Annotated in this window: 21 protein-coding genes; 14 read left to right on the top strand and 7 right to left on the bottom strand. The window is 64.8% G+C overall.

The window, feature by feature from the left end:
• Positions 1-159 precede the first annotated feature (159 nt).
• Positions 160-1,704 (bottom strand): cyclic diguanylate phosphodiesterase, encoded by a 1,545-nt coding sequence (locus BVH01_RS23860; RefSeq protein ID WP_075932717.1) that lies wholly within the window; start codon positions 1,702-1,704, stop codon positions 160-162.
• 247 nt (positions 1,705-1,951) lie between these two features.
• Here BVH01_RS23860 and acs point away from each other — a divergent pair, with 247 nt between their 5' ends.
• The 6 genes from acs to argR all read left to right on the top strand — a co-directional run bounded on the left by acs (position 1,952) and on the right by argR (position 8,453).
• Complete coding sequence (gene acs, locus BVH01_RS23865; protein ID WP_075932718.1) at positions 1,952-3,913, top strand: acetate--CoA ligase; 1,962 nt, start codon at positions 1,952-1,954, stop codon at positions 3,911-3,913.
• Between the two features lie 324 nt (positions 3,914-4,237).
• Entirely contained in the window at positions 4,238-5,017 is a 780-nt protein-coding gene (locus tag BVH01_RS23870; RefSeq protein ID WP_075932719.1) for an ABC transporter substrate-binding protein, read from the top strand.
• Positions 5,018-5,226: 209 nt separating this feature from the next.
• A complete protein-coding gene (locus BVH01_RS23875; RefSeq protein WP_075932720.1) occupies positions 5,227-5,916 on the top strand; it encodes an ABC transporter permease in 690 nt (229 codons plus the stop codon).
• Positions 5,917-5,926: 10 nt separating this feature from the next.
• A complete protein-coding gene (locus BVH01_RS23880) occupies positions 5,927-6,625 on the top strand; it encodes an ABC transporter permease (protein ID WP_075932721.1) in 699 nt (232 codons plus the stop codon).
• A gap of 29 nt (positions 6,626-6,654) precedes the next feature.
• Positions 6,655-7,419: an ABC transporter ATP-binding protein gene (locus BVH01_RS23885; RefSeq protein WP_075932722.1), complete on the top strand. Its 765-nt coding sequence runs from the start codon at positions 6,655-6,657 to the stop codon at positions 7,417-7,419.
• A gap of 53 nt (positions 7,420-7,472) precedes the next feature.
• Positions 7,473-8,453 (top strand): transcriptional regulator ArgR, encoded by a 981-nt coding sequence (argR, locus tag BVH01_RS23890; RefSeq protein ID WP_075932723.1) that lies wholly within the window; start codon positions 7,473-7,475, stop codon positions 8,451-8,453.
• 216 nt (positions 8,454-8,669) lie between these two features.
• Here argR and BVH01_RS23895 read toward each other — a convergent pair whose 3' ends face one another.
• Genes BVH01_RS23895 through coxB form a run of 3 tightly spaced genes read right to left on the bottom strand, consistent with a single transcriptional unit; the run spans position 8,670 to position 12,465 of the window.
• A complete protein-coding gene (locus tag BVH01_RS23895) occupies positions 8,670-9,023 on the bottom strand; it encodes a hypothetical protein (protein WP_075932724.1) in 354 nt (117 codons plus the stop codon).
• The gene (ctaD, locus tag BVH01_RS23900; RefSeq protein ID WP_075932725.1) at positions 9,023-11,578 is read right to left on the bottom strand and encodes a cytochrome c oxidase subunit I; all 2,556 of its coding nucleotides are present in this window, start codon (positions 11,576-11,578) and stop codon (positions 9,023-9,025) included. Before ctaD ends, BVH01_RS23895 begins: the two co-directional genes overlap by 1 nt.
• The gene (gene coxB / locus BVH01_RS23905) at positions 11,575-12,465 is read right to left on the bottom strand and encodes a cytochrome c oxidase subunit II (protein ID WP_075932752.1); all 891 of its coding nucleotides are present in this window, start codon (positions 12,463-12,465) and stop codon (positions 11,575-11,577) included. Before coxB ends, ctaD begins: the two co-directional genes overlap by 4 nt.
• 132 nt (positions 12,466-12,597) lie before the next feature.
• Here coxB and BVH01_RS23910 point away from each other — a divergent pair, with 132 nt between their 5' ends.
• Entirely contained in the window at positions 12,598-13,056 is a 459-nt protein-coding gene (locus BVH01_RS23910) for a DUF2231 domain-containing protein (protein WP_075932726.1), read from the top strand.
• Between the two features lie 45 nt (positions 13,057-13,101).
• Here the strand turns inward: BVH01_RS23910 and BVH01_RS23915 are convergent, their stop codons facing one another.
• The gene (locus BVH01_RS23915; RefSeq protein ID WP_075932727.1) at positions 13,102-13,515 is read right to left on the bottom strand and encodes a CopD family protein; all 414 of its coding nucleotides are present in this window, start codon (positions 13,513-13,515) and stop codon (positions 13,102-13,104) included.
• Between the two features lie 374 nt (positions 13,516-13,889).
• Between BVH01_RS23915 and moaA the strand changes: the two genes are divergently transcribed.
• From moaA to BVH01_RS23940, 5 genes are all read left to right on the top strand, one after another.
• On the top strand, positions 13,890-14,885 hold the full coding sequence (moaA, locus tag BVH01_RS23920) for a GTP 3',8-cyclase MoaA (protein ID WP_075932728.1): 996 nt from the start codon (positions 13,890-13,892) through the stop codon (positions 14,883-14,885).
• A gap of 197 nt (positions 14,886-15,082) precedes the next feature.
• Positions 15,083-15,532, top strand: coding sequence for a PA2169 family four-helix-bundle protein (locus tag BVH01_RS23925; RefSeq protein WP_075932729.1), 450 nt, complete (start codon positions 15,083-15,085; stop codon positions 15,530-15,532).
• Positions 15,533-15,795: 263 nt separating this feature from the next.
• Positions 15,796-16,941 carry an ABC transporter substrate-binding protein gene (locus BVH01_RS23930; RefSeq protein WP_075932730.1) on the top strand — a complete coding sequence of 382 codons (1,146 nt, stop codon included), beginning with the start codon at positions 15,796-15,798 and terminating at the stop codon, positions 16,939-16,941.
• Entirely contained in the window at positions 16,934-18,019 is a 1,086-nt protein-coding gene (locus BVH01_RS23935; protein ID WP_075932731.1) for an iron ABC transporter permease, read from the top strand. Before BVH01_RS23930 ends, BVH01_RS23935 begins: the two co-directional genes overlap by 8 nt.
• Positions 18,016-18,804: an ABC transporter ATP-binding protein gene (locus BVH01_RS23940; RefSeq protein WP_075932732.1), complete on the top strand. Its 789-nt coding sequence runs from the start codon at positions 18,016-18,018 to the stop codon at positions 18,802-18,804. Before BVH01_RS23935 ends, BVH01_RS23940 begins: the two co-directional genes overlap by 4 nt.
• 241 nt (positions 18,805-19,045) lie before the next feature.
• On the opposite strand, the gene guaD is transcribed toward BVH01_RS23940, so the two are convergent.
• Together guaD and BVH01_RS23950 are read right to left on the bottom strand one after the other, a co-directional pair.
• Positions 19,046-20,353 carry a guanine deaminase gene (gene guaD, locus BVH01_RS23945; protein ID WP_075932733.1) on the bottom strand — a complete coding sequence of 436 codons (1,308 nt, stop codon included), beginning with the start codon at positions 20,351-20,353 and terminating at the stop codon, positions 19,046-19,048.
• 162 nt (positions 20,354-20,515) lie between these two features.
• The gene (locus BVH01_RS23950; protein ID WP_075932734.1) at positions 20,516-21,745 is read right to left on the bottom strand and encodes an MFS transporter; all 1,230 of its coding nucleotides are present in this window, start codon (positions 21,743-21,745) and stop codon (positions 20,516-20,518) included.
• 250 nt (positions 21,746-21,995) lie between these two features.
• On the opposite strand from BVH01_RS23950, the gene smc reads away from it, so the two are divergent.
• Both smc and zipA read left to right on the top strand, forming a co-directional pair.
• Positions 21,996-25,484 (top strand): chromosome segregation protein SMC, encoded by a 3,489-nt coding sequence (gene smc, locus BVH01_RS23955; protein WP_075932735.1) that lies wholly within the window; start codon positions 21,996-21,998, stop codon positions 25,482-25,484.
• A 225-nt stretch (positions 25,485-25,709) separates the two neighbouring features.
• The gene (zipA, locus tag BVH01_RS23960; RefSeq protein ID WP_075932736.1) at positions 25,710-26,537 is read left to right on the top strand and encodes a cell division protein ZipA; all 828 of its coding nucleotides are present in this window, start codon (positions 25,710-25,712) and stop codon (positions 26,535-26,537) included.
• Positions 26,538-26,572 lie beyond the last annotated feature (35 nt).

The following is a 26,572-nucleotide window of genomic DNA, read 5'->3' on the forward strand; positions in this document are numbered from 1 at the left end:
GATCCTGGTCACGTACGTGCCGTTCGTGTCGCTGGCATTGCCGAACTGGCTGGGTATGAACTGATCGCCTGCCCAGCGGCGGCTGCGCTCGCAGGCCGTTGAACAGGCTATGTCGCAAAAGAAAAAACAAGCCCGGCCACAGCGCCGGGCTTCCCGGTTCTATACCGTCGGCGGCGTGCGCAGCGTATCGAACAGCGGGGCGGCGGGCATCGGTCTGGCGAAGTGGAAGCCTTGCAGATAGCGCACATCACGTTGGGTCAGGTACTGAACCTGCTCCGCGCTTTCCACGCCCTCGGCGACCAGGTCCAGCTGCAGGCGGGTGGCCAGGTCGAGGATGTTGTCGAGCAGATGTCGGGACAGCGAGTGCGAATCGATCATCGAAATGAAGCTGCGGTCGATCTTCAGCACGTCGACGCGAAATTCGCGCAGGTAGGCCAGGCTCGAATGCCCGGTGCCGAAGTCGTCGATGGCGATGCGCACGCCCAACTGGCGCAATTCGGCGAACAGCCGTTCTGTGACCTCGGTGGGCGTAATCATCTGCCGCTCGGTGAGCTCGAGGATCAAGGTGATCTGCCCGGGCGCGAAGGCGGCCAGGAAGTCCCGGCATTCGTCGACCAGGTGCAGATCGCAGCATTGCGCAGCGGTGATGTTGATGCCGATATGAAAGCCCATGGGCAGGTGTTCGGCACGCCCGACGAAATCCTCGCGAACCTGGCACATCAACGCGCGGGTCATCGGCACGATCAGGCCCAGGCGCTCGGCCAGGGGAATGAACTGGTCCGGTGGCACCAGGCCTTCGGTCGGGTGCTGCCAGCGCATCAGGGTTTCGATGCCGTGCCAGTGGCCGGTCTGGGCATCCACCACGGGCTGGTAATAGGGGATGAACTCGTCGGCCTCCAGGGCGCGCTTGAGCGCCGTGCCGGGAGAGGTAGCGCGCAGGCCGAGCCGATAGCTGCCGGCGCCGGCCAGGCAACCGAGGATCATGAACAGCAGCCACTGCGGCTGATAGTGGTCCTGCATGTACTGCAGCGTGGCACCGGGCGCGTAGCCGGCGGCGACCCTGAAGGGATAGCGCGAGGAGGCTGCCTGGGTGGCGTATTCGAGCTCACCGCTGGGCGGCGTGGCGGTGACCCGGCCATCGGCGAAAATCCAGTTCTGGCCGACGGCGATCTGCAGCGACACTTCCTGCCCGTTGATCTGCAACAGGTTGATCAGGTGCTGCCCGTCGATACCGATCAATACGCCATGGTTACCCTCGGCCTGTCGGTAGACCAGTACGGCGCGGTCGGGCGTGACCGCGTTGCCGGCCATCAGACGCAGCTGGCCGCGAACGTAGCTGGCGGTATCTTCGTCCCGTTCATAGGCGCCCATCAGCGACGTGCAGTAGATCAGCCCGTCCGCTACCAGATTGACCGAGCGCGAGAACGGGCTGACGGCCACCTGGCTACGCAGCGTCTGCGCGACGCTCTCACAGGCTTGCCCGGCCAGTGGCAGCACCAGGCCGGCGGAGCGGGCTGCGTCGTCGAGCATGGCGTCGAGTTGTTTGCGGGCATCGGCTGCGCTTTTCACCGCGCGGCTTTGCAGCAGCGTCGCGGCTTGCCAGTACATGAGCGGTATGCCGAGTAGCAACGGCAACGCCGCGACCGCCAGCGAGGTGCTCAGGCGCCGGGCGCGCCCGCGGGTGCGCAGGGTGGAGAAGGGCATGGCGTTACGGGGTCCAGGATGGCTGTGCAGAGCTTAGCGAAAGTCGTCCGACAAGAATGCTCGCTGCGTCTCGCAATTGGCGCCAGGCAGCGGTGGTCGTAGAAGTTTGCGGGCGTTTGTGGCTTGGCAGCAGGAGCTGCGACCAAGGTCTAGCAGCGTTAAGACCATGGTCGAATGGTTGAGCAGGGGAGCGATGGTTACAAATGTCGCCATAGAAAAACAACATCAATAAAGCCGAGGTGATTCAATGAGTGCTGCGTCCCTGTATCCCGTGCGCCCTGAGGTGGCGGCCAATACGATGACCGACGAGGCCACCTACAAGGCCATGTACCAGCAGTCGGTGATCAACCCCGATGGCTTCTGGCGCGAACAGGCTCAGCGCCTCGACTGGATCAAGCCGTTCACCAAGGTCAAACAGACGTCCTTCGACGACCACCACGTCGACATCAAATGGTTCGCCGACGGCACCCTCAACGTTTCCTACAACTGCCTGGACCGTCACCTGGAAGAGCGCGGCGATCAGATCGCGATCATCTGGGAAGGCGACGACCCGTCCGAGCACAAGGAAATCACCTACCGCCAGTTGCACGAGCAGGTGTGCAAGTTCGCCAACGCCCTGCGCGGCCAGGACGTGCACCGCGGCGACGTGGTGACCATCTACATGCCGATGATTCCCGAGGCCGTGGTCGCCATGCTGGCTTGCGCACGCATCGGCGCCATCCACTCCGTGGTGTTCGGCGGTTTCTCGCCCGAAGCCCTGGCCGGCCGCATCATCGACTGCAAGTCCAAGGTGGTGATCACCGCGGACGAAGGCCTGCGCGGTGGCAAGAAGATCCCGCTCAAGGCCAACGTCGACGACGCCCTGACCAACCCCGAGACGCGCAGCATCCAGAAGGTCATCGTGGTGCAGCGCACCGGCTCCGAGATCAAGTGGAACCAGCACCGCGACATCTGGTTCGAGGACCTGATGAAGGTCGCCGGCAGCGTCTGCGCACCGAAGGAAATGGGTGCCGAGGAAGCGCTGTTCATCCTCTACACCTCCGGTTCCACCGGCAAGCCCAAGGGCGTGCTGCACACCACCGGCGGCTACCTGCTGTACGCCGCGCTGACCCATGAGCGGGTGTTCGACTACAAGCCGGGCGAAATCTACTGGTGCACCGCCGACGTCGGCTGGGTCACCGGCCACAGCTACATCGTCTACGGCCCGCTGGCCAACGGCGCGACCACGCTGCTGTTCGAAGGCATTCCCAACTACCCGGACGTGACCCGCGTGTCGAAGATCATCGACAAACACAAGGTCAACATCCTCTACACCGCGCCGACCGCCATCCGCGCCATGATGGCCCAGGGCGAGGCGGCCGTGGCCGGTGCCGACGGCTCCAGCCTGCGCCTGCTCGGCTCGGTCGGTGAGCCGATCAACCCGGAAGCCTGGAACTGGTATTACGAGAAGGTCGGCCGGTCGCGCTGTCCGATCGTCGATACCTGGTGGCAGACCGAAACTGGCGGTTTCATGATCACGCCGCTGCCGGGCGCAACCGCGCTCAAGCCGGGCTCGGCGACCCGTCCGTTCTTCGGCGTGGTGCCGGCGCTGGTCGACAACCTGGGCAACCTGATCGAAGGCGCCGCCGAGGGCAACCTGGTGATCCTCGATTCCTGGCCGGGCCAGTCGCGTAGTCTGTACGGTGACCATGACCGTTTCGTCGACACCTACTTCAAGACCTTCAAGGGCATGTACTTCACCGGCGACGGTGCTCGCCGAGACGAAGACGGCTACTGGTGGATCACCGGTCGCGTCGATGACGTGCTCAACATATCGGGCCATCGCATGGGCACCGCCGAAGTGGAAAGCGCCATGGTCGCTCACCCGAAGGTCGCCGAGGCGGCGGTGGTCGGCGTGCCGCACGACATCAAGGGGCAGGGCATCTACGTCTACGTGACCCTGAACCAGGGTCAGGAGCCGTCCGAGCAGCTGCGCCAGGAACTCAAGGCCTGGGTACGCAAGGAAATCGGCCCGATCGCCACCCCGGACGTGATCCAGTGGGCGCCAGGGCTGCCGAAGACCCGTTCGGGCAAGATCATGCGCCGCATTCTGCGCAAGATTGCTACCGCCGAGTACGACAGCCTCGGCGACATCTCCACCCTGGCCGACCCGGGCGTGGTGCAACACCTGATCGACACCCACAAGTCGATGCAGGCCGCCTGCGCCTGATCCGAGTCGTGCTTTGATGCGACGCCCCACACCGGTTGACCGGTGTGGGGCGTTCGTCTTTGTCCCGTGTGGATGACTCGGGCGACTGAACCGATTGGTCAGAATTGGCTGTTTTTTGTTCTGTCAAGATGGGCGGGCAGCTGCCCCCTGGGTTCTGTAATTAGTTGTCGCATCTGGGAAATATCGCCTGCCGCGCTATCGCTAGAATGCCGCACTTCCGTGCGCCGCCTGCAGCCCTGCGCTACGCTGGCGACGTCACCCTTCCATGGCCCGGCTTACCCGCCTTGCGGCCAGTGAAACCCCATCCCTGTCAGGAGCTTCCCCATGAAGAAGATCGCACTGCTCGGCGCGCTGGCACTATCCCTGCTGTCGCCGCTGACCATGGCCCAGGAGGCCAAGGCGCTGCGCATCGGTATCGAAGCGGCTTACCCGCCATTCGCCTACAAGACTCCCGACGGCAACATCACCGGCTTCGACTACGACATCGGCGTGGCCCTGTGTGAAGAAATGAAGGTCGAGTGCAAATGGATCGAGCAGGAGTTCGACGGCCTGATTCCGGCGCTGAAAGTACGCAAGTTCGACGCCGTGCTGTCGTCGATGTCGATCACCGAAGAGCGCAAGCGCGCCGTGGACTTCACCGGCAAGTACTACGCCACGCCTGCCAAGCTGGCGATGAAGAGCGGGGCTGTGATGAACGACGTGGCCTCCGACCTCAAGGGCAAGAAGATCGGCGTGCAGCGTTCCTCCGTGTATGACCGCTACGCTACCGACGTCTTCGCGCCTGCTGGTGCCGAGATCGTGCGCTACAGCTCGCAGAACGAAGTGTTCCTGGATCTGAGCGCCGGCCGCCTGGATGGCACCATCGCCGACTCGGTGAACATCGAAGACGGCTTCCTGAAAACCGACGCCGGCAAGGGCTTCGCCTTCGTGGGCCCGGACTTCACCGAAGAGAAGTACTTCGGCGAGGGCCAGGGCATCGCCGTGCGCAAGGGCGACAAGGCGCTGGCCGAGAAGATCAGCGCCGCGATCCTAGCGATCCGCGCCAACGGCAAGTACAAGGCCATTCAGGACAAGTACTTCAGCTTCGACGTCTACGGCAAGTAAGACCACGATCTGCTGCGCTTCGGCCATGCGGTATTAGAAGTCAGGCTCGGATGCTCTTGTACGAAATTGTCCTCGCCTGACTGTTGCCTGGCATGGCTCTAGCTCGCGATATCGTGATTTCTTGTTGGAGGTGGCACACGCTTTTTCAGGCGCGTGCCACTTTTGCGTTGCATTTCCGGCGCCTGCGGGCGCACGCATGAGGTAAGCGGATGCTCAACGGCTACGGCTCGTCCATTATCGAGGGCGCCTGGCTCACCCTGATTCTGGCCTTGACCTCGATGGCGGTGGCGATCGTGCTCGGCCTGATCGGCGCGGCGTTTCGGCTGTCGCCGGTGCGCTGGCTGGCGGTGCTGGGGGAGACCTATTCGACGGTGATCCGCGGCATTCCCGACCTGGTACTGATCCTGTTGATCTTCTACGGTGGCCAGGACATGGTGAACCGGCTCGCACCGATGCTCGGCTATGACGAGTACATCGACATCAACCCCTTCGTCGCCGGTGTGTTCACCATGGGCTTCATCTTCGGGGCCTATCTGTCCGAGACCTTCCGCGGCGCCTTCATGGCCATCCCCAAGGGCCAGGCGGAGGCGGGCGCAGCTTATGGCATGAGCGGCTTTCAGGTGTTCATGCGCATTCTGGTGCCGCAGATGATCCGCTTCGCCATTCCGGGCTTCACCAACAACTGGCTGGTGCTCACCAAGGCCACCGCGCTGATTTCGGTGGTCGGCCTGCAGGACATGATGTTCAAGGCCAAGAGCGCCGCCGACGCCACTCGCGAGCCGTTCACCTTCTACCTGGCGGTGGCCGGTCTGTACCTGCTGATCACCAGCGTCTCGCTGCTGGCCCTGCGTTATCTGGAAAAACGCTACTCGGTCGGCACCAAGGTTGCCGAACTGTGAGGGCCGCACGATGATCTTCGATTACACTGTCATCTGGGACAGCCTGCCGCTGTATTTCGGCGGCGTACTGGTGACCCTCAAGCTGCTGGCCATCGCGCTGTTCTTCGGCCTGCTGCTGGCCATTCCCCTGGCGCTGATGCGCACCTCACGCTCGCCGTGGGTCAACGGGCCGGCCTGGCTGTACACCTACGTGATTCGTGGCACGCCGATGCTGGTGCAGCTGTTTCTGGTCTATTACGGCCTCGCCCAGTTCGAGGCAGTGCGCGAGAGCGTGCTGTGGCCGTACCTGTCCAACGCCACCTTCTGCGCCTGCGTGGCGTTCGCCATCAATACCAGCGCCTACAGCGCCGAGATTCTCGCCGGCAGCCTGAAAGCCACGCCCCACGGCGAGATCGAGGCGGCCAAGGCCATGGGCATGTCGCGGGCCAAGTTGTACCGCCGCATCCTCCTGCCGTCGGCGTTACGCCGCGCACTGCCGCAGTACAGCAACGAAGTGATCATGATGCTGCACACCACCAGCCTGGCGTCGATCGTCACCCTGATCGACATCACCGGCGCGGCGCGCACCGTCAGCTCCCAGTACTACCTGCCGTTCGAGGCATTCATCACCGCCGGCCTGTTCTATCTGTGCCTGACCTTCGTCCTGGTGCGCCTGTTCAAACTGGCCGAGCGTCGCTGGCTGGCCTATCTGGCGCCGCGGCGTTCCTGAGCCCTCGGACTTCTGAAAGAGTGAAAAGCATGTACAAGCTCGAAGTGACGGACCTGCACAAGCGCTACGGCAGCCACGAGGTGCTCAAGGGCGTGTCGCTGGCGGCCAAAGCCGGTGACGTGATCAGCATCATCGGCTCCAGTGGTTCGGGCAAGAGCACCTTCCTGCGCTGCATCAACCTGCTCGAGCAGCCCCACGCCGGGCAGATCCTGCTCAACGGCGAGGCGCTCGAACTGGTGCCCGGCAAGGACGGCGCCCTGCGCGCCGCCAATGACAAACAGCTACAGCGCCTGCGCTCGCGGCTTTCCATGGTGTTTCAGCACTTCAACCTGTGGTCGCACATGAACGTGCTGGAAAACGTCATGGAAGCGCCGGTGCACGTGTTGGGCATGGGCAAGGCCGAGGCCCGCGACAAGGCCGAGCACTACCTGCAGAAGGTCGGCGTGGCCCATCGCAAGACCGCCTATCCCGCCCATATGAGTGGCGGCGAGCAGCAGCGTGTGGCGATCGCCCGGGCCCTGGCCATGGAGCCGGAAGTGATGCTGTTCGACGAACCGACTTCGGCGCTGGACCCCGAGCTGGTCGGCGACGTGCTCAAGGTAATGCGCGACCTGGCCGATGAAGGGCGTACCATGGTGGTGGTCACCCACGAGATGGGCTTTGCCCGCGAAGTGTCCAATCAACTGCTGTTCCTGCATCAGGGTCTGGTGGAGGAGCGTGGCGACCCGCGCGAGGTGCTGGCCAATCCGCAGTCTCAACGGCTGCAACAGTTCCTCAGCGGCAGCCTCAAATAGTTGGCGTTATCATTCCCGACCTATCACTGCCTTCAGAGCCCAACCTGCCCATCATGACTGCCCCCCGAATCGGCTTCCTGCTTTGGCCCTCCACCAAGCCCCTGACCCTGGCGCTGGCGGAAGAGGCCTTGAGCGTCGCCCAGCGCGTCCATCCGGAGGTGGTCTACGAGGTTTCGTTCCTGCAGGCCGAGGCGCCCAGTGACGGTGCCTGGCGTCTGCCGGGCAGTTCCTGGACGGCAGGCCTGGAAGGTTATCGCAAGCTGTTCCTGCTCGCCGACGAGCCACCGGCCAGCGTGGCGCCGGCGCTGGCCACCGCGCTCAAGCAGGTGGCGCGCAACGGCTGTTGCCTCGGCGCGGTAGCGGCGGGCGTTTACCCTCTGGCGCAACTGGGGCTGCTCGATGGTTATCGGGCATCCGTGCACTGGCGGTGGCAGGACGACTTCGCCGAGCGTTTCCCCAAGGTCATCGCTACCAGCCACCTGTTCGACTGGGACCGTGACCGCCTCACAGCCTGTGGCGGCATGGCGGTGATGGACATGCTGCTGGCTCTGTTGGCCCGTGACCACGGCGCCGAGCTGGCCGGTGCGGTGTCGGAGGAGCTGGTGGTCGAACGCATCCGTGAGGGTGGCGAGCGCCAGCGCATTCCGCTGCAAAATCGCCTCGGCTCCAGCCACCCCAAGCTGACCCAGGCCGTGCTGCTGATGGAGGCCAATATCGAGGAGCCGCTGACCACCGACGAGATCGCCCAGCACGTGTGCGTCTCGCGTCGCCAGCTGGAACGCATCTTCAAGCAGTACCTGAACCGTGTGCCCAGTCAGTATTACCTGGAGCTGCGCCTGAACAAAGCGCGCCAGTTGCTGATGCAGACCAGCAAGTCGATCATCCAGATCGGCCTGTCCTGCGGCTTCTCCTCGGGGCCGCATTTCTCCAGCGCCTACCGCAACTTCTTTGGCGCCACGCCGCGTGAAGATCGCAATCAGCGGCGTAGCAACAGCCCCTTCGAACTGACTTCGGCGCCTGCCGAGCGCGGCTAGGCGAGTGCCTTGATGGTCACCTCACCACGGTGAGGTGAGGCATCTACCATTAGCGGGCATGGATTGGGCGTCCCCGCCCGCTTCCGCAGGGTGCGTAGCCAATACTTCTCTCGCGCAGCATGGCGATCACCAAGCCTTTGGAAGAGTTGTTTATCGCCTCTCGGGCTGATCGCGCGTTGCTAGCTTAGGTGGCGTTCCAGCAGGTTCGCTGCGACTTCAAGCGCACGGCGGCAGCACCATGATCGGCAGGGAGATGAACGCCACGGCGATGGCGGCAATCAGGTGCCCGCCCGCCGAGACGCTGGCCACGAAACGCTCGCGCTCGTTGCAGCCGGGGCGTTTGGCAGCCCGGAGAAACAGCCGTGCCAGTGCCAGCAGCAGACCTGTGGCCAGCAACGAGAGCAGCGCCAGTGCCAGGTTCAGCCAGGTCCACGGGCCGTCTTCCAGAGGCGGCGGCGCCACCGAACAGCCGACGCCCTGGCCGCCATACAGGGCCACGAACCATAGGCTCCAGATGCTCAGCCCGCTGGCGACGTGGATCGGGTTGTAGAGCGAACGCAGGCTTTGCATCAGGCGCCTCCGAAAGCAGGTGGGAACAGGGCGATGGCAAAGTAGCTGACCCACAGCACGCCGAGGTTGTAGCCCCACAGCTGGGCGACCACCAGCGGTTCGTAGGGCGACTCGCCGCCCACGTAACCGATGCGTACGCGCAGCGCCTGCAGGACACTGAGGGTGCTGGCGAGCAGGGCATGGCCGAGGCTGTAGGCGAGCATCACGAAGATCACTGCATCATGGGCGCGCACGGTCGGCTCCAGTGATTCGCTGAGCAAGGCGACCAGCAACAGAACGCTCTGAATCAGGCCGACCACGGCCAGGCCGACCTGGCAAGCGAACAAGCCGCGGGCATCGCCGCGGCGCAGTCGTGCCAGCACCCGCCGATGCCAGGGCGTAGCCAGGCTCAGCAGCAGGGCGGCAGCCAGCAGTAGCCAGTGGTTGAACACGGGCGCATCGGGCACCAGCCAGTTTGGCGCTACCGTCCACAGGTAGAACCAGCCGAACAGCAGCGACAGGTACAGCGCACCGTTGGACAGCAGCGTCACGCCCATGCCCCACAGGCCCGGCCCATCGCAGGTACGCGAATGCAGCGGCGGCTCGCCGGGCTGGGTCTGGGCATCCGGTGCGGCCTTGGGGTGGGCGCCGTTCTCCCAGCTCCAGCGCAGCAGCACCCCGATCGACGCGAAGCAGGCGATCAGCGCCAGCAGGTAGGTCTTGGCCAGCAGGCTCAGGCACAGCACGGCGATGAAGCAGGCAGCGATGAACGGCAGCCAGCTGTTGCCGGGCAGGTGGATGATCTCCCGTACCTTGCCGGTCAGCGGGTCGACGCCCCAGGTTTCGCGGCGGCCGTGGTCGATCACCGTCAGCGCATGTTCGCCGCGGGCCATGCTTTCGCCCAGATCCGGGTCGCGCCACAGCGGATGGCGGTCGGTGACCTTAGCCAGGCTGACGAAGTTGTACGGGTTGGGTGGCAGGGCAGTGGCCCATTCCAGGGTGTCGGCCTGCCAGGGATTGTTGCCCGCAGGTTTGCCGTAGCGATAGTGCAGCACCAGATCGAGCAGCAGGGTGGCGATGCCGATCACCATGATGAAGCTGCCGATCGACGAGATCAGGTTGGGCATATCCCAGCCCAGGCCGCTCTCGTAGGTGTACGCCCGCCGTGGCATGCCCAGGAGGCCGGTCCAGTGCATGATCAGGAAGGTCATGTTGAAGCCGATGAACACCAGCCAGAAGCCCCACTTGCCCAGACGCTCGGAGGCCATGCGCCCGGAGAAGTGCGGCAGCCAGTAGTACAGCCCGGCGATCAGCGGAAACAGCATGCCGCCGATCAGCACGTAGTGGAAATGGGCGACCACGAAGTGCGTGTCGTGCACCTGCCAGTCGAACGGCACCAGCGCCAGCATCACCCCGGTCAGCCCGCCGCACACGAAGATGATCAGAAAGCCCACCAGCCACAGCATCGGCACGTTGTAGCGCGGTTTGCCGAGCCACAGCGTAGCGATCCACGAGAACACCTGGATCGCGGTGGGAATCGCCACCAGCATGCTCGCCGCCGAGAAGAACGCCTGGGCCAGTTGCGGAATGCCCACCGTGAACATGTGGTGCACCCACAGACCGAAGCTGATGAAGCCGGTGCTCAGCACGCCCAGCACCACAGCGCGGTAGCCCACCAGCGGGCGGCCGCAGAACACCGGCAGCAAGGTGGAGACGATGCCAGCCGCTGGCAGGAAGATGATGTATACCTCGGGGTGGCCGAACAGCCAGAACAGGTGCTGCCACAGCAGCGGATCGCCGCCGCGCGCCACTTCGAAGAACGGCAGGCCGGCGGCGCGCTCCAGTTCCAGCAGGATGCTGCCCAGGATCAGGGGCGGAAAGCCGATGACGATCATCATCGCCATGGTCAGGATGTACCAGGCATAGATCGGCATCCTGTTCAGCGCCATGCCCTCGGCGCGGGTGCGCAGGATCGACACCACCAGCTCGACCCCGGCCGACACCGCGGAAATCTCCACGAAGGTGATGCCCAGGAGCCAGAAGTCGGCGTTGATGCCTGGCGAATGCGCAGCGCTGGACAGCGGCGTGTACATGAACCAACCGGCATTGGGCGCCACACCGAACAGCAGGCTGGAACAGATGATCAGTCCGCCGAACAGGTAGCACCAATAGCCCAGCGCCGACAGACGCGGGAACACCAGATCCCGGGCACCGAGCATCTTGGGCAGCAGGTACACCGCCAGGCCTTCCATCATCGGCACGGCGAACAGGAACATCATCACCGTGCCGTGCATGGTGAATACCTGGTTGTACATCTCCGGGCCCATGAACGCGTTGCCCGGCAGTGCCAGTTGGGTGCGGATCAGCATCGCCAGCAGCAGGCCGAAGATGAAGAAACCGAGGCCGGTGACCATGAAGCGTAAGCCCAGGGTTGTATGGTTGACGATGGTCAGCGCGCGCCAGCCGCGCGGGTTGCCCCACACCTCGTTGAACTGGTCGTGCAGAGCATCGGCGTCGGCCGTTTCGCGGCACTGGGTTTCGCGGTTATCGCGCTGGTTGTCGTCGCTTGCGCTCATGGTTCGAGGCCCTCCAGCCAGGTGGCGATGGCCTGCAGGTGCTCGGCATCGAGGTCGTCGGTCAGCGGCATGCCGGTACCCGGTTTCAAGTGGCCGTGCTCGCGTATCCAGGTCAGCGTGGCGCCGGGCTCGTTGGGCAGCAGGCCGGCGCCGAGGTGGCGGCGGCTGGCCAGGTCGGTGAGATCCGGGCCACGGTTACCGGCACTGACGCCGGCCACTCGGTGGCACATCCCGCAGTGAGCGAGAAAAGTGTCGGCGGCCGGGCCTTGCACGGCTTGGATTTGCGGCTCGCGGCGCGCATCGAGCCAGGCCGCGAAGTCCTCTTCGCTGTGGGCCTGCACATCGAGCACCATATGGCTGTGCTGTGTGCCGCAGAACTCCGTGCACTGGCCGCGAAAGGTACCCGGCTTGTCGGCCTGCAGGCGGATGCGGTTCTCGCGACCGGGGATCATGTCGATCTTGCCGCCCAGGCGCGGCACCCAGAAGGCGTGGATCACGTCGGCGCTGCTCACGGAGATATCGACAGGGCGCCCGGCCGGCAGGTGCAACTGATTGGCGGTCACCACGCCGCTGTCCGGGTAGCGCACCTCCCACCACCACTGATGGCCGATCACCTCGATCTGCAGCGGTCGGTCGCCGAGTAGCGGCAGCTGCATCATGCGCTGGCCCACCGGGATGCCGAATGCCAGCAGCAGGACGATGGTGACCGAGGGTAGCAGGATGCCGCCACCGATCAGCCACCGCCGCTGGATGCGCCGGGTCTCATCGGCCGAATACTCGCGTGGCTTGCGCCACAGGGCGTAGATCCAGATGGCGCTGACCACCACCAACACCAGCGTGAAGAAGCCGCACATGGCCCACCACAACAGGGCGATATCGCGCGCCACCGGGCCGGCCGGGGCCAGAATCGATTGGTCACCACTGCACGCGGAGATAATCGGAACTGCTGAGGCCAGTGCGGTCAACTTGATTAGGGTCGGGTATCCGCGACCCTCTTTCCAACCGACAGGGAGGCCGCCATGGCTGAGCAACAAGAATCCATCATCAGTCGCGCCGCCATCGCCGGGCACCCGCTGCACCCGATGATGATCCACTTCCCGGTGGCCGCGCTGCTGGGCCTGGTGGCTACCGATTTCGCCTACTTCTGGAGCACCGACCCATTCTGGGCGCGTGCCAGCCTTTGGCTGGCCGGCGTTGGTGCAGCCGGCGGCTGGATTGCCAGCATCGCCGGAATGATCGACCTGCTGACCGTACGGCGCATCCGCCAGAAGATCAGCGCCTGGTGCCACGCCATCATCGCCGTGATGATGCTGTCCCTGGCGTCGCTGAACTGGATGCTGCGCTACCGCCACGGCGAGGATGGTTTCGAGATCTGGGCGTTCTACCTGTCGTTGTTCACTGCCGGGCTGATCGCCATCGCCGCGTACCTGGGTGGGCGCCTGGTCTATGAGCATGCCGTGGGTGTCGACGTCGAGTAGGTCTGGCTGAGGCCCGCCTGCATTCATGGGTGGGTAGCTCCTGGTTCAGAAAGGTTTGGCGAGCACCAGCCACAGCGTGGCGGCAATCATGCCGAAGGTGATGCCGCCCAATGCCGCGCAGGCGACGGTCAGGGCAGGGCGGGGCTGACGTTCGCACTGCAGGATCAGCAGGCCGCACAGCGCATGGCAGATGACCATGACCGCCACGGCGGTAAGCTTGGCCACCAGCCAGATGCCAAAGGTGCCATCGCGCAGGAACAGCGCGGTGCCACTGCCGATGGCAATCAGTGCAGCCGGCGTGGCGATCAGTGTGAAGATCGTGCGGTTGATCTCGGGGTGGCCCGGGCGCTCCGTGCTCTGGGCGCTGCGACAACTGGCAGCGATCAGCGCGGGCAGGTACAGCAGGGTGCCGCACCAGGCGATCAGCGCGGTGAAATGCAGCAGTTTCAGCAGTGGCATCGGTGCCCTCCATTGCCAGTCGTCCTGAGGTCTGCCTGTGTGACCCAGGCGCGGGAAACCCGGTTCGACCTTTCCGCCGGGCGTGCGCAGCGGTTGTCGGGGCGCTCGGCAAATCGCTGTGAGGCCCGTCGGCTGCGGCCTGCTGCAAAACTCGCCAGCATCGCGAGGTGCTTTTGCAGCTACGCGGGTAAGCCCGGTTGTGTCACTGAATGTGTGGGCGATGTTGTCCGACCCGACAGGGTGCGACCCGGGGAACGGCGCGGCGCCGGGGCAGGCGTGATAAACTCGGCGTCACTGCGCAGCCCTCTGAGCTGCCTTCTGTCGCATTGGCGGCAGCCACTTCCAGCTGGCCACGAGGCCGGGAGATCGGAACGATGCACACGACGCAGTTGGTCGATCCCTTTGGCCGACGCATTACCTACCTGCGACTCTCGGTGACCGATCGCTGCGACTTCCGCTGCACCTACTGCATGAGCGAAGACATGGTGTTCGCGCCGCGTTCGCAGATCCTCAGCCTCGAAGAGCTGTACAACGTCGCCGACGCGTTCATCGGGCTGGGCGTCAAACGTATCCGCATCACCGGCGGCGAGCCGCTGGTGCGCAAGAACCTGTTGAGCCTGTTGCGCCGCCTGGGCGAGCGCCCCGAGCTCGAGGACCTGTCGATCACCACCAACGGCTCGCAGCTTTCGCACATGGCCAACGACCTGCGCGCCGCGGGCGTCACCCGGTTGAACGTCAGCCTCGATTCGTTGCAGCGTGAGCGCTTTGCCGCCTTCACCCGCCGCGACATGCTCGACCAGGTGTTGGCTGGCATCGACGCAGCAGCAGCAGCGGGCTTCAAGCGCATCAAGCTCAACAGCGTGGTGCAAACCGGGCGCAACGACGACGAGGTGCTGGGCCTGGTCGAATACGCCATGGCCCGCGGCCTGGACATCAGCTTCATCGAAGAGATGCCGCTGGGTAGCGTGGTCAGCCATCAGCGCGAACAGACCTTCTGCTCCAGCGAAGTGGTGCGCGAACGCATCGAAACGCGTCATGCGCTGGTGCGCAGCAGCCATGTCACTGGAGGGCCGTCACGCTATTGGCAGGTCGGCGGCAGCGACACCCGCGTGGGGTTCATCTCGCCGCACAGCAACAACTTCTGCGGCGACTGCAACCGCGTGCGCGTCACCGCCGAAGGCAAGCTGGTGCTTTGCCTGGGCCACGACAACGCCCTGGATCTGCGCGGCTTGATGCGCGCCCATCCCGGCGACAGCGAGCGTCTGCGCGAGGCCCTGGTCGGTGCGCTGCAGCTCAAGCCCGAGCGCCACCACTTCGAAACCGACGAGCAGGTGCAGGTTATACGCTTCATGAGCATGACCGGCGGCTGAGCCGTTTCGCTTTCTTCGCCTTTTCGTCATCCAGACGAGCGGTTCGCGCCCAGGCGGCGCGGGCCTTTGCCCATGGCCGATTGAGCGCCGCCTGACCGACCCGCCAGAATTTGCCCTGAACCTCCGCAACAGGCGCCCACTCCACTTAAGGGAGCGGCCCATACGGGCTTTTTTCTGAAGCGACGAGGAGATTCAAAGTGGATAACAAAGACGTTATTTCGGTACTGAATGACCTGATCGAAACCAGCAAAGACGGCGAGAAAGGCTTCAGCGAGTGTGCCGAAGACGTGAAAGAGCCGCGCCTCAAAACTTTCTTCGTTCAGCGCTCGCAGGACTGTGCCAGCGCAGCCGCCGAGCTGCAGCAACTGGTCCGTGGCCTGGGCGGCGACCCGGAAACCAGCTCCAGCGTTTCCGGTGCTCTGCACCGCGGCTGGGTGGACCTCAAGTCGCTGCTGACCGGCAAGAGCGAAGAGGCCATCCTCAACGAGTGCGAGCGTGGTGAAGACGTCGCCCTGAAGGCCTATCGTGAAGCCCTGCAGAAAGACCTGCCGAGCAACGTCCGCGTCGTGCTCGAGAAGCAACTGCAAGGCGTGCAGCGCAACCATGATCAGGTCAAGGCACTGCGCGATTCCGCGCGCGCCAGCTGATCGGCGCTGAGTTGGAAAGAGGATGCCTGCGGGCATCCTTTTTTGTGCCTGCAATTCGTCTGTGCCGCCTGCGGCGATGCCACCCTAGCAGGGCCGTGCAAGCCCAGTTAGATCGGCGCAGCTGACGGCGTGAATGGATTCGAACCGTCCATCGATAATGGTTCTTAATGACGTTGTGCGGCGCCTTTGTTACTCTATGTTTCTGTTTTCGCCGCCGACGCCCGCCGTCCGTTCATCCGCGCAGTAAAAGGCTCGATCCCTCCATGACCATCCCCGCGCTTCTCGTCCGTCTCACGGCCGCCCTGTGCCTGCTGTGCAGCGCTGTTGCCCAGGCCACCGACTATCCGTTAACCGTCACGGACCTGGCGGGTCGCCAGGTGACCATAGAACACGAGCCCAAGCGCATCGTCCTGCAGGATGGGCGCGATCTGTTCGGCCTGGCGCTGCTGGATCGCGAAGACCCGTTCGCACGCATCACGGTGTGGAACAACATCATCAAGCGTTCCGATCCGAACACCTGGCAGGTCTTCCAGAAACGCTGGCCGCAGAGCGCCGGGCGGGCTGTCGACATGCAGTTCGGTGATGAGGGCGACATGAACCTCGAAGCCGTGGTCGCCGGCAAACCCGACCTGCTGGTGTTCCAGTTGCGCGCGCGCAAATCCCTGGAAGGCGCAGGCGTCGAGCGCAAGCTGGCGGCGCTGAAGATTCCGGCGATCTACGTCGACAGCGATCTGGATCCGGTACCCAACGGCCAGCAGAGCGTGGCCCTGCTGGGCAAGGTGCTCAACCGCGAGTCCCGCGCCAGCGAGTACCTGGATTTCTACAAGGCGCGCCTGGCGAAGGTCGACAAACTGATCGCCGAACAGGGCAAGCGCCCGCTGGTGTTCGTCGAGGCCAAGGCCGGGCAGGGTGGCGCCAGCAGTTGCTGCTTCACCCACGGCGACGTGTACTGGGGCAAGCTGATACAGGCGGCCGGTGGCGATAACCTCGGCAGCCAGCTGTTGCCTGGCGTGACCGGCGACGTCACCCTGGAGACGGTGATCAGCAAGAAGCCCGACGTCTACGTGATGAGCGGCACCCAGTTCTCGGGCAGCGCCTCGATTTCGCCACCCTTCGGTTTTGGCCCGACGGTGCAGCAGGCGGCGATCGACAAAGCCATGAAACAGCTGCTGCAGCGCCCCGGCATGCAGCAATTGAGCGCGGTACAGCACGGCCGCGTGTATGGCGTGTACCACCAGTTCTATGCCAGCGCCTGGAACATCCTGGCGGTCGAGTACCTGGCCCAGGCCTTCTATCCGCAAGCCGCTGCCGGCCTGGATCACGCCGCCAGCACCCGAGCACTGCTGAGCATGACCGGCCTTGGCGAGGTGCCCGCGATTCTGTTCGGCCAGGCGCCGGCCGGTGAGTGACCCGGCGGCCGCTGCGGCGCCGGTCGATGCCGGCTATCAACAGCGCTACGCCCGCGCGGTCTGGCAGCGCAGCCTGCTGCTGGTCGGCCTGTTGCTGGTGGCGCTGATCGCCTTCGTCGCGGATCTCGTCGTCGGCTCCGGCACCCTGAGCTTCGCCGATGCGCTGCAAGGCCTGTTCATGCCGGACCAGGTGGACGACTCGACGCGGGTCATCCTCTGGGAGCTGCGCATGCCGATGACGCTGATGGCGGTGCTGGCCGGCACTTGTCTGGCGCTGGCCGGGCTGATCATGCAGACGGTGCTCGACAATCCGCTGGCCGAGCCCTTCACCCTCGGCATTTCCTCGGCGGCGGGCTTCGGCGCGGCGCTGGCGCTGACCTTCAACCTGTCCCTGGCGCAGTGGTTGCCGGGCTTCGGTGCGGAAATGCTGGTGACCGCCAACGCGTTTCTGTTCTCGCTGCTCACCGTCGGCGTGATCCTGTTGCTGACCCGCGGGCAGATCGGCCTGCAGGCCATCACCCTGTTGGGCATCGCCGTGCATTTCGTGTTCAGCTCGTTGCTGGGGCTCGTGCAGTACGTGTCCAGCGTCGACCAGCTGCAGAGCATCGTGTTCTGGCTGATGGGTTCGCTGTTGCACGTGACCTGGACCAAGGTCGCGCTGTGCACCGCCATCGCCCTGGTGGCGGTACCGCTGGTGCTGATGCAGGCCTGGGCGCTGACCGCGCTGCGCAGTTTTGGCGAGCAGGCGGTGGTGTTCGGCATTCGCGTCAAGCGCGTGCGCACCAGCATGCTGGTGCTGGCCGCGCTGCTCGCCGGGGCGGTGACTTCGGTGGTCGGCATCATCGGTTTCGTCGGTCTGGTGGCGCCCCACGTGGCGCGCCTGCTGGTCGGCGAGGATCAGCGTTTCACCATCGGCGTGACCCTGGCCTGCGGGGTCATCTTCGTCACCCTGGCGTCGCTGGCCAGCAAGCTGATCGTGCCGGGCGCCGTGCTGCCCATCGGCATGGTCACTTCGCTGATCGGCCTGCCGTTCTTCATCATCTTGATCCTGCGCGACCGGAGGCTGACGTCCCGATGAGTTTCGTCACCGAGGATTATCGCGTGTCCATCGGCGGCCGGCCGATCATCCGCGACTTCGCCGTGCGTGCCGAAGCGGGCCGCACCCTGGCACTGCTAGGCGCCAATGGCGCGGGTAAGTCGACGTTCATGAAGGGGCTATGTGGTCTGCTGCGTGCCGAAGGTTCGGCGACCATCGACGGCACCCAGCTGCTCGGCCTGGAGCCGGCGCTGCGCGCGAGCCTGATCGGCTATGTGGCTCAGGACATGGCCCACCTCGACGTGCGCCTGTCGACCTACGAATTGCTCCTGCTGGCACAGCATGGCGGCGCGCGGGGCTGGTCGACCCAGCGCGACAGCCAGCGGCGCGCCAGTGAAGTGCTCGACCTGCTGGGCCTGCAACGCTTCGCCGAAAAGCAGCCGGGGCAACTGTCCGGCGGTGAGCGACAGATGATTTCCCTCGCCCTGGCGCTGGTGCGCAGCCCCCGCCTGCTGTTGCTCGATGAGCCGACCTCGGCGCTGGACCTGGCCAACCAGTTGCACATGCTCGAGGCAGTCAGCGCCTACACGCGGCGCGAGAACATCGTCACCCTGGCGATTTTCCACGACATGAACCTGGCCAGCCGCTATGCCGACGACGCGCTGATGATCGACCGGGGCCGCGTGCACGGCTGCGGCACCACCGACGAGATGCTCACCCCCGAGCACCTGGCCGCCGTGTATGGCGTCGATTGCCGAACCCTGAGCGTGGACGGTGGTGCCTACACCGCGATCTATCCGGTATCGGTAATTGGTTCCCGGAACTAAAGCGCCGCCCGACGGAAACTAGCCTGCCGGCGCTGCTGCAAGGCCAGGTGAATACAGTGATCGCGGATGCACCACCAATCATGTGGGAGCGCCGACCTCGGCGCGAATCGATGGCGGCCTTACTGCAATATTGGCGTCCTACACCCGATTCGCCGCGGGTCGCGGCTCCCACGATGCGATTGTGCCCATCCCTGGGGGCACTCTGATTCGCGTCCGCAAGCAGGCACCTATAGGGTCCCCATCAGCCATCCCTGCGATGCACGCTGTTCCCCGCAGCAAAGGTCTCCCTGATCACCCGGTCATCTCCCAGGGTAATCAACGCGAACAACCGTTCGGCCAGGTTGCCGCTCTGCTTGAGGCGGTAGTCGATCAGCGGCGTGGCCTGGTAGTCGAGCACCACGAAGTCCGCGTCCTTGCCGGCTGCGAAGTTGCCGATGCGCTCGTCCAGATACAGCGCCCGGGCGCTGCCCAGGGTCGCCAGGTATAGCGACTTGAACGGGTCGAGCTTCTGGCCCTGCAACTGCATGATCTTGTAGGCCTCGCTGAGCGAGCGTAGTTGCGAGAAGCTGGTACCGGCGCCGATGTCGGTACCCAGGCCGACGCGGACCTTGTGCTGCTCCATGCGCTTGAGGTCGAACAGGCCGCTGCCGAGAAACAGGTTGGAGGTCGGGCAGAAGGCCACCGCCGACCCGGTCTCTGCCAGGCGCTGGCATTCGGCGTCACACAGGTGTACGGCGTGGGCGAACACCGAGCGTGGGCCGGTGAGCTGGTGCTTGTCGTAGACGTCCAGGTAGCCGCCGTTGTCCGGGAACAGCTCCTTGACCCACTCGATCTCCTGGCGGTTTTCCGACAGGTGCGTGTGCAGGTACAGGTCCGGGTATTCGCCCAGCAGGCGCCCGGCCATGGCCAGTTGCTCCGGCGTGCTGGTCGGCGCGAAACGCGGCGTCACCGCATAGTGCAGGCGGCCCTTGCCGTGCCAGCGCTGGATCAGTTCACGGCTGTCGGCGTAGCCCGATTCCACCGTATCGGTCAGCGCCTCGGGGGCGTTACGGTCCATCAGCACCTTGCCGGCGATCATGCGCAGGTCCAGTGCGCTGGCCACCTCGAAGAGGGCGTCCACCGACTGCTTGTGCACGCTGCCGAACACCAGCGCGGTGGTGGTGCCGTTGCGCAGCAGTTCCTTGACGAACACCTCGGCCACTTCGCGGGCATGGGCCTGGTCGGCGAAACGCATCTCGGTCGGGAAGGTGTAGGTGTTCAACCAGTCGAGCAGTTGCTCGCCGTAGGCGCCGATCATGCCGGTCTGCGGGAAATGGATGTGGGTGTCGATGAAGCCCGGGGTGATCAGTGCGTTCTCGTAATGGCTCAGGGCGACGCCGGCCAAACACGGCAGCAGGTCCTCCGCCGGGCCCACGTCGCGAACCTTGCCATCCTCGACCAGCAGGATGCCGTCCTCGAAATAGGCGTAGGACGCCTCGATACCGACCTCGGCCGGATCGGCGAGGCTGTGCAGGATGGCGCCGCGGTAGGCGTGAAGCGTAGTGGACATGGGGCCTCGATACAGATCCGATAGAGCGGTGCAGGGCGGTCGCGGGCGGCGCCGCCGCAGGCGTGCGCGCATCGATGCGACGCGCGCACCGCGTTGAGCGGAGATTTTGCGGGACAAGGGCGGTGGCGACAACCTCGTCCGAGGCGAATGTTGACCTGGCGGTCAGGTGGCGGTGCGCGGCGCTGCGTCGTCGAGTTCGTGCTCTATCGTGTCGGCCCTGAGGGTTTCCGGCATGCCCAGCAGCAGGAGCACGGCGCAGCCAGCCACGGCCGCCAGCACCAGGAAGGCGCTGTCGTAGCCGCTGGCCTCGGCGACATAACCGGCCAGGCCGTTGCTCAGCGACGCGCCGATGCCGAACACCAGGCTCACGCTGGCCAGGCTGACGTTGAAATGGCCGCTGCCGTGGGTCAGGTCGCGCACCATCAGCGGGATCAAGGCGCCGAACAGGCCAGCGCCGATGCCGTCGAGCAATTGCACCGATACCAGCCAGACCGGGTCGTCGCTCAGCGTGTACAGCACGCCGCGGATCGGCAGGATCAGAAAGCCGGCCAGCAGCAGCGGCTTGCGCCCCCAGCGATCGGCGCGGGCACCGACCAGCATGGCCGCCGGAATCATCACCAGTTGGGCGGCGACGATACAGGCCGAGATCAGCGTGGTCGCCAGCTCCGGGTTGGCCAGCGCGAGTTTCTGCCCCACCAGCGGCAACATCGCGGCGTTGGCCAGGTGAAACAGCGCGCAGCACAGCGCCAGCAGCACCAGCGGCGGCTGGGTGAGCAGCTGGCGCAGCGGCGTCATCGCCGAGCCGCTTTCACGGCCCCGGGCCTGGTCGGCGTCGATGGCGCGGGCTGGAATGCTCAATGCCGACAGCAGGCTGAGCACGGCCATGGCGGTCATCAGGTAGAACACCGCGACCGGCCCCCACAGGTAGGCGAACAGACCGGCGAGCAGCGCGGCGGTGGCGTTACCGGCGTGGTTGAAGGATTCGTTGCGGGCAATACGTCGGGTGAACGCCTTCGGCCCGACGATGCCCAGGGTGATGCCGGCCAGCGCCGGGGCGAACACCGAGGAGGCCATGCCGGCGGCGATCTGGCTGATCGCCACCCAGGCGAATTGCGCCTGCCACAGGGTGACAAGGCAGGCGAGGGTGACCAGAATGGAAGCGGCTGCGACCAGCAGGCGCTTGTCGCGCACCCAGTCCACCAGCGCGCCGGCGGGAATCTGCGCGGCCAGGCCGGCCAGCCCACCGAGGGCCATGACCAGGCCGATGTCGCCGGCCTGCCATTTGTGTACCGAGAGCAGGTATATAGCCAGGTAAGGCCCGAGGCCGTCGCGAACGTCAGCCAGAAAGAAATTCAGGCGATCCAGTTTCGCTGCGCATGCGTACGTCTGCATGGAAAACCTCGGACGAAGAAAACGCGCCAGGCGATTGCGCTGGCCTGGCGATTGGATGCCGGCGAAGCGGCGGCGTTCCCTGTAGATATGCGCGGGGCTTGCTGGCGTCCTGGCTGTGCTAAACTCCCGGCCCTTCTGGCCATTGGTCAGGCCTCACGCTCCCCAAGCATCGCGCCTCAAGGACATTTATGACGCTGTGCGCCGCTGACTTCCCTGCCAACCTGGTTGCCGTCTCGGCGAGCGCTCGCGCATGCGTCTGAAATCCATCAAACTGGCGGGCTTCAAGTCCTTCGTCGACCCCACCACGGTGAACTTCCCCAGCAACATGGCGGCGGTGGTCGGTCCTAACGGCTGCGGCAAGTCCAACATCATCGATGCCGTGCGCTGGGTGATGGGCGAAAGCTCGGCGAAGAACCTGCGTGGCGAGTCGATGACCGACGTCATCTTCAACGGCTCCAACACCCGTAAACCGGTGACCCAGGCCAGCATCGAGCTGATCTTCGACAACAGCGACAACACCCTGACCGGCGAGTACGCAGCCTTCGCGGAAATTTCCATTCGCCGCCGGGTGACCCGCGACAGCCAGAACACCTATTTCCTCAACGGCGTGAAATGCCGTCGTCGCGACATCACCGATATCTTCCTCGGCACCGGCCTGGGCCCGCGCAGTTACTCGATCATCGAGCAGGGCATGATCAGCAAACTGATCGAGGCCAAGCCGGAGGAACTGCGCAACTTCATCGAAGAAGCGGCGGGCATCTCCAAGTACAAGGAGCGCCGCCGCGAGACCGAGAGCCGCATCCGTCGTACCCAGGAAAACCTGGCGCGCCTGACCGACCTGCGTGAAGAACTGGAACGCCAGCTCGAGCGCCTGCACCGCCAGGCCCAGGCGGCCGAGAAGTATCAGGAATACAAGGCCGAGGAACGTCAGCTCAAGGCGCAACTGACCGCGCTGCGCTGGCAGACGCTGAACGAGCAGGTCGGCCAGCGCGAGGCGGTGATCGGCAACCAGGAGGTTTCCTTCGAGGCGCTGGTGGCCGAGCAGCGCAACGCCGACGCCAGCATCGAACGGCTGCGTGACGGCCACCATGAGCTGTCCGAGCGGTTCAACCTGGTGCAGGGACGCTTCTACTCGGTGGGCGGCGATATCGCCCGGGTCGAACAGAGCATCCAGCATGGTCAGCAGCGCCTGCGCCAGTTGCAGGACGACCTGCGTGAAGCCGAGCGCGCGCGCCTGGAGACCGAATCGCACCTGGGCCACGACCGTACCCTGCTGGCTACCCTCGGTGAAGAACTGGCCATGCTCGAACCGGAGCAGGAGATCACCGCGGCGGCTGCCGAGGAGTCCGCTGCTGCGTTGGAAGAAGCCGAGACCGGCATGCACGGCTGGCAGGAACAATGGGAAGCCTTCAACCAGCGCAGCGCCGAGCCGCGTCGCCAGGCCGAGGTGCAGCAGTCGCGCATCCAACAGCTGGAGCAGAGCCTGGAGCGCCTCAGCGAACGCCAGCGTCGTTTGGGCGATGAGTTACAGCAACTGGCCGCCGACCCGGAAGATGCGGCGATCATCGAGCTGGGCGAGGAGATCGCCGTCGGCGAGCTGGACCTGGAGCAGTTACAGGAACAGGAAGCCGAGCAGGCCGAGCGCCTGCAGCAATTGCGTGACGAACTGCAACATACCGGCCAGGCGCAGCAGCAGGCCCAGGGCGAGCTACAACGCCTCAGCGGTCGCCTCGCGTCTCTGGAAGCCTTGCAGCAAGCTGCGCTGGATCCGGGCAAGGGCACGGCGCAATGGTTGCGCGACAATGGCCTCGAGCAGCGCCCACGCCTGGCCGAAGGCCTGCGGGTGGAAGCCGGCTGGGAGCTGGCGGTGGAAACCGTGCTCGGCGCCGACCTTCAGGCCGTCTTGCAGGACGATTTCAGCGGGCTGGATTTCGCCGCCCTCAAGCAGGGCGAATTGCGCCTGGTGTCGGCTGCCGGCGATGGCCAGCGCATCCCCGGCAGCCTGCTGGACAAGGTCGAATCCCCCGTGGACCTGGCGCCCTGGCTGGGCCGCGTGCGCCCGGTCGAAAACCTCGATCAGGCCTTGGCCGAACGCGCCACGCTGGCATCCGGCGAAACCTTGGTCAGCCGCGATGGCTATTGGGTGGGCCGGCACTTTCTGCGTGTGCGGCGTGCCAGCGAGGCGCAGAGCGGCGTCCTGGCCCGGGCCCAGGAGCTGGAGAGCTTGGGTCTGGAGCGGGACGAGCGCGAGGCCGCGCTGGCGCTGTTGGAGGAAAACCTGCAGGCCCTGCGCGAGCGCCAGCGTCAGGAAGAAGAATTGCGTGAGCAGCAGCGCCGCCAGTTGCAGGATCAGGCGCGCCGCCTGGGCGAGCTCAAGGCGCGGCTGTCGGCCGGTCAGGCCAAGGCCGAACAGTTGTTGCTGCGGCGTCGGCGCATCGAGGCCGAGCAGCAGGAGCTGGCCGAGCAACGGGCCATGGAAACCGAACAGTTGGGTGAGGCGCGCCTGTACCTGCAGGACGCCCTCGACAGCATGGCCTTGGATACCGAGCAGCGCGAAAGCCTGCTGGCCAGCCGCGATGCTTTGCGCGAGCGGCTTGATCGTGTCCGCCAGGAGGCGCGCCAGCACAAGGATCACGCCCACCAGTTGGCCGTGCGCCTGGGTTCGTTGCGCGCCCAGCACGATTCTACCCGCCAGGCTCTGGAACGCCTCGAACTGCAATCCGAACGCCTCACGGAAAAGCGCGAGCAGCTCGACCTGAACCTGGAAGAGGGCGCTGCACCGCTGGAAGAGTTGCGCCTGAAACTCGAAGAGCTGCTGGAGCGGCGCATGGGCGTCGAAGAGGAGCTGCGTCTGGCGCGCCTCGCCCTGGAAGATGCCGACCGCGAGCTGCGTGACGCCGAGAAGCGCCGCACTCAGGCCGAACAGCAATCGCAATTGCTGCGTGGCCAGCTGGAGCAGCAGCGCCTGGAGTGGCAGTCGCTGAACGTGCGCCGCAAGGCCCTGCAGGATCAGTTGCAGGAAGAGGGCTATGACCTGCACGGCGTGCTCGCCACTTTGCCCGATGACGCCAGCGAGACGGCCTGGGAGCAAGCTTTGGAGCAGATGGCCGGGCGCATCCAGCGGCTCGGCGCGATCAACCTGGCAGCCATCGAGGAATACCAGCAGCAATCCGAGCGCAAGCGCTACCTGGATGCCCAGAACGCCGACCTGGTCGAAGCGCTGGATACCCTGGAAAACGTTATCCGCAAGATCGATCGGGAAACGCGCAATCGTTTCAAGGAAACCTTCGACCAGATCAACGCCGGCCTGCAGGCGCTTTTCCCGAAAGTTTTCGGCGGTGGCAGCGCATATTTGGAACTCACCGGCGAAGATCTACTCGATACCGGGGTGACCATCATGGCGCGTCCACCGGGAAAGAAGAACAGCACCATCCATTTGCTGTCCGGCGGCGAGAAGGCATTGACGGCGCTGGCGCTGGTTTTTTCGATCTTCCAGCTCAATCCGGCTCCGTTCTGCATGCTCGACGAAGTGGACGCACCGCTGGACGATGCCAACGTCGGGCGTTACGCGCGGCTGGTCAAGGAAATGTCGGAAACCGTGCAGTTCATCTACATCACCCACAACAAGATCGCCATGGAAATGGCCGACCAGTTGATGGGCGTGACGATGCACGAACCCGGTTGTTCGCGACTGGTAGCGGTGGATGTCGAAGAGGCGTTGGCGATGGTGGACAGTTGAGAAGGCCAAACGAGGTTTTTGTCGCGTAAAAACCGGTGGCAGTGGCGGTTTTACAGCGTTTTGCCGGTGTAAAGTTGCCTTTCGTCGTGCTAGCTTAACGCCCACTTTTGTTGCACGTGGGAAAACGCCAGTCAGAACATGGAGTTGGCGCCACGTTTCAAGGTCATCATTACGGGCCAGGACGCCTTTTTTCATCAATTTTTGCTTTAGGGGTCAGGACATTTCATGGAATTCGGTCTACGCGAGTGGCTGATCATCATCGGTATCATCGTCATCGCCGGCATCCTCTTCGATGGCTGGCGGCGGATGCGCGGTGGCAAGGGCAAACTCAAGTTCCGGCTCGACCGCAACCTGTCCAATCTGCCCGATGACGAAGGTGATCCCGATGTGCTCAGCCCGCCCAGGGTGATCGAGCGCAATCATGAGCCTTCGCTGGATGAAGACGACCTGCCATCGATGAGCGCCCGCGACGTCAACAGCCGCCGTCGCAGCGAACCGCGCCAGGGTGACCTGGACCTGACCGCCGACGAGCCGGTGCCGACGCTGCTCAATCCGGTGGACGACGAAGACGAGGCGCGCAGCAGCGTCTCCGGCAAGCAGGCCGACAAGGATCTGCCGCCGGTCGAGGAAGTACTGGTGATCAACGTCATCGCCCGTGATGAGCAAGGCTTCAAGGGCCCGGCGCTGCTGCAAAACATTCTGGAAAGCGGCCTGCGTTTCGGCGAGATGGACATCTTCCATCGCCACGAGAGCATGGCCGGCAACGGCGAAGTGCTGTTCTCCATGGCCAATGCGCTGAAACCCGGCACCTTCGACCTGGACGACATCGAGGGCTTCAGCACCCGTGCGGTGAGCTTCTTCCTCGGCCTGCCAGGCCCGCGCCATCCCAAGCAGGCCTTCGACGTGATGGTCGCGGCGGCGCGCAAGCTGGCCCATGAACTCAATGGTGAGCTCAAGGACGATCAGCGCAGCGTGCTGACCGCACAAACCATCGAACATTACCGTCAGCGCATCGTCGAATACGAACGCCGCCTGTTGACGCAAAAACGCTGAAAGAAAGCGGCACCGACGAGCCTCAAGCTACAAGC

The organism is Pseudomonas sp. PA1(2017) (assembly GCF_001945375.1).
Lineage (GTDB): Bacteria > Pseudomonadota > Gammaproteobacteria > Pseudomonadales > Pseudomonadaceae > Aquipseudomonas.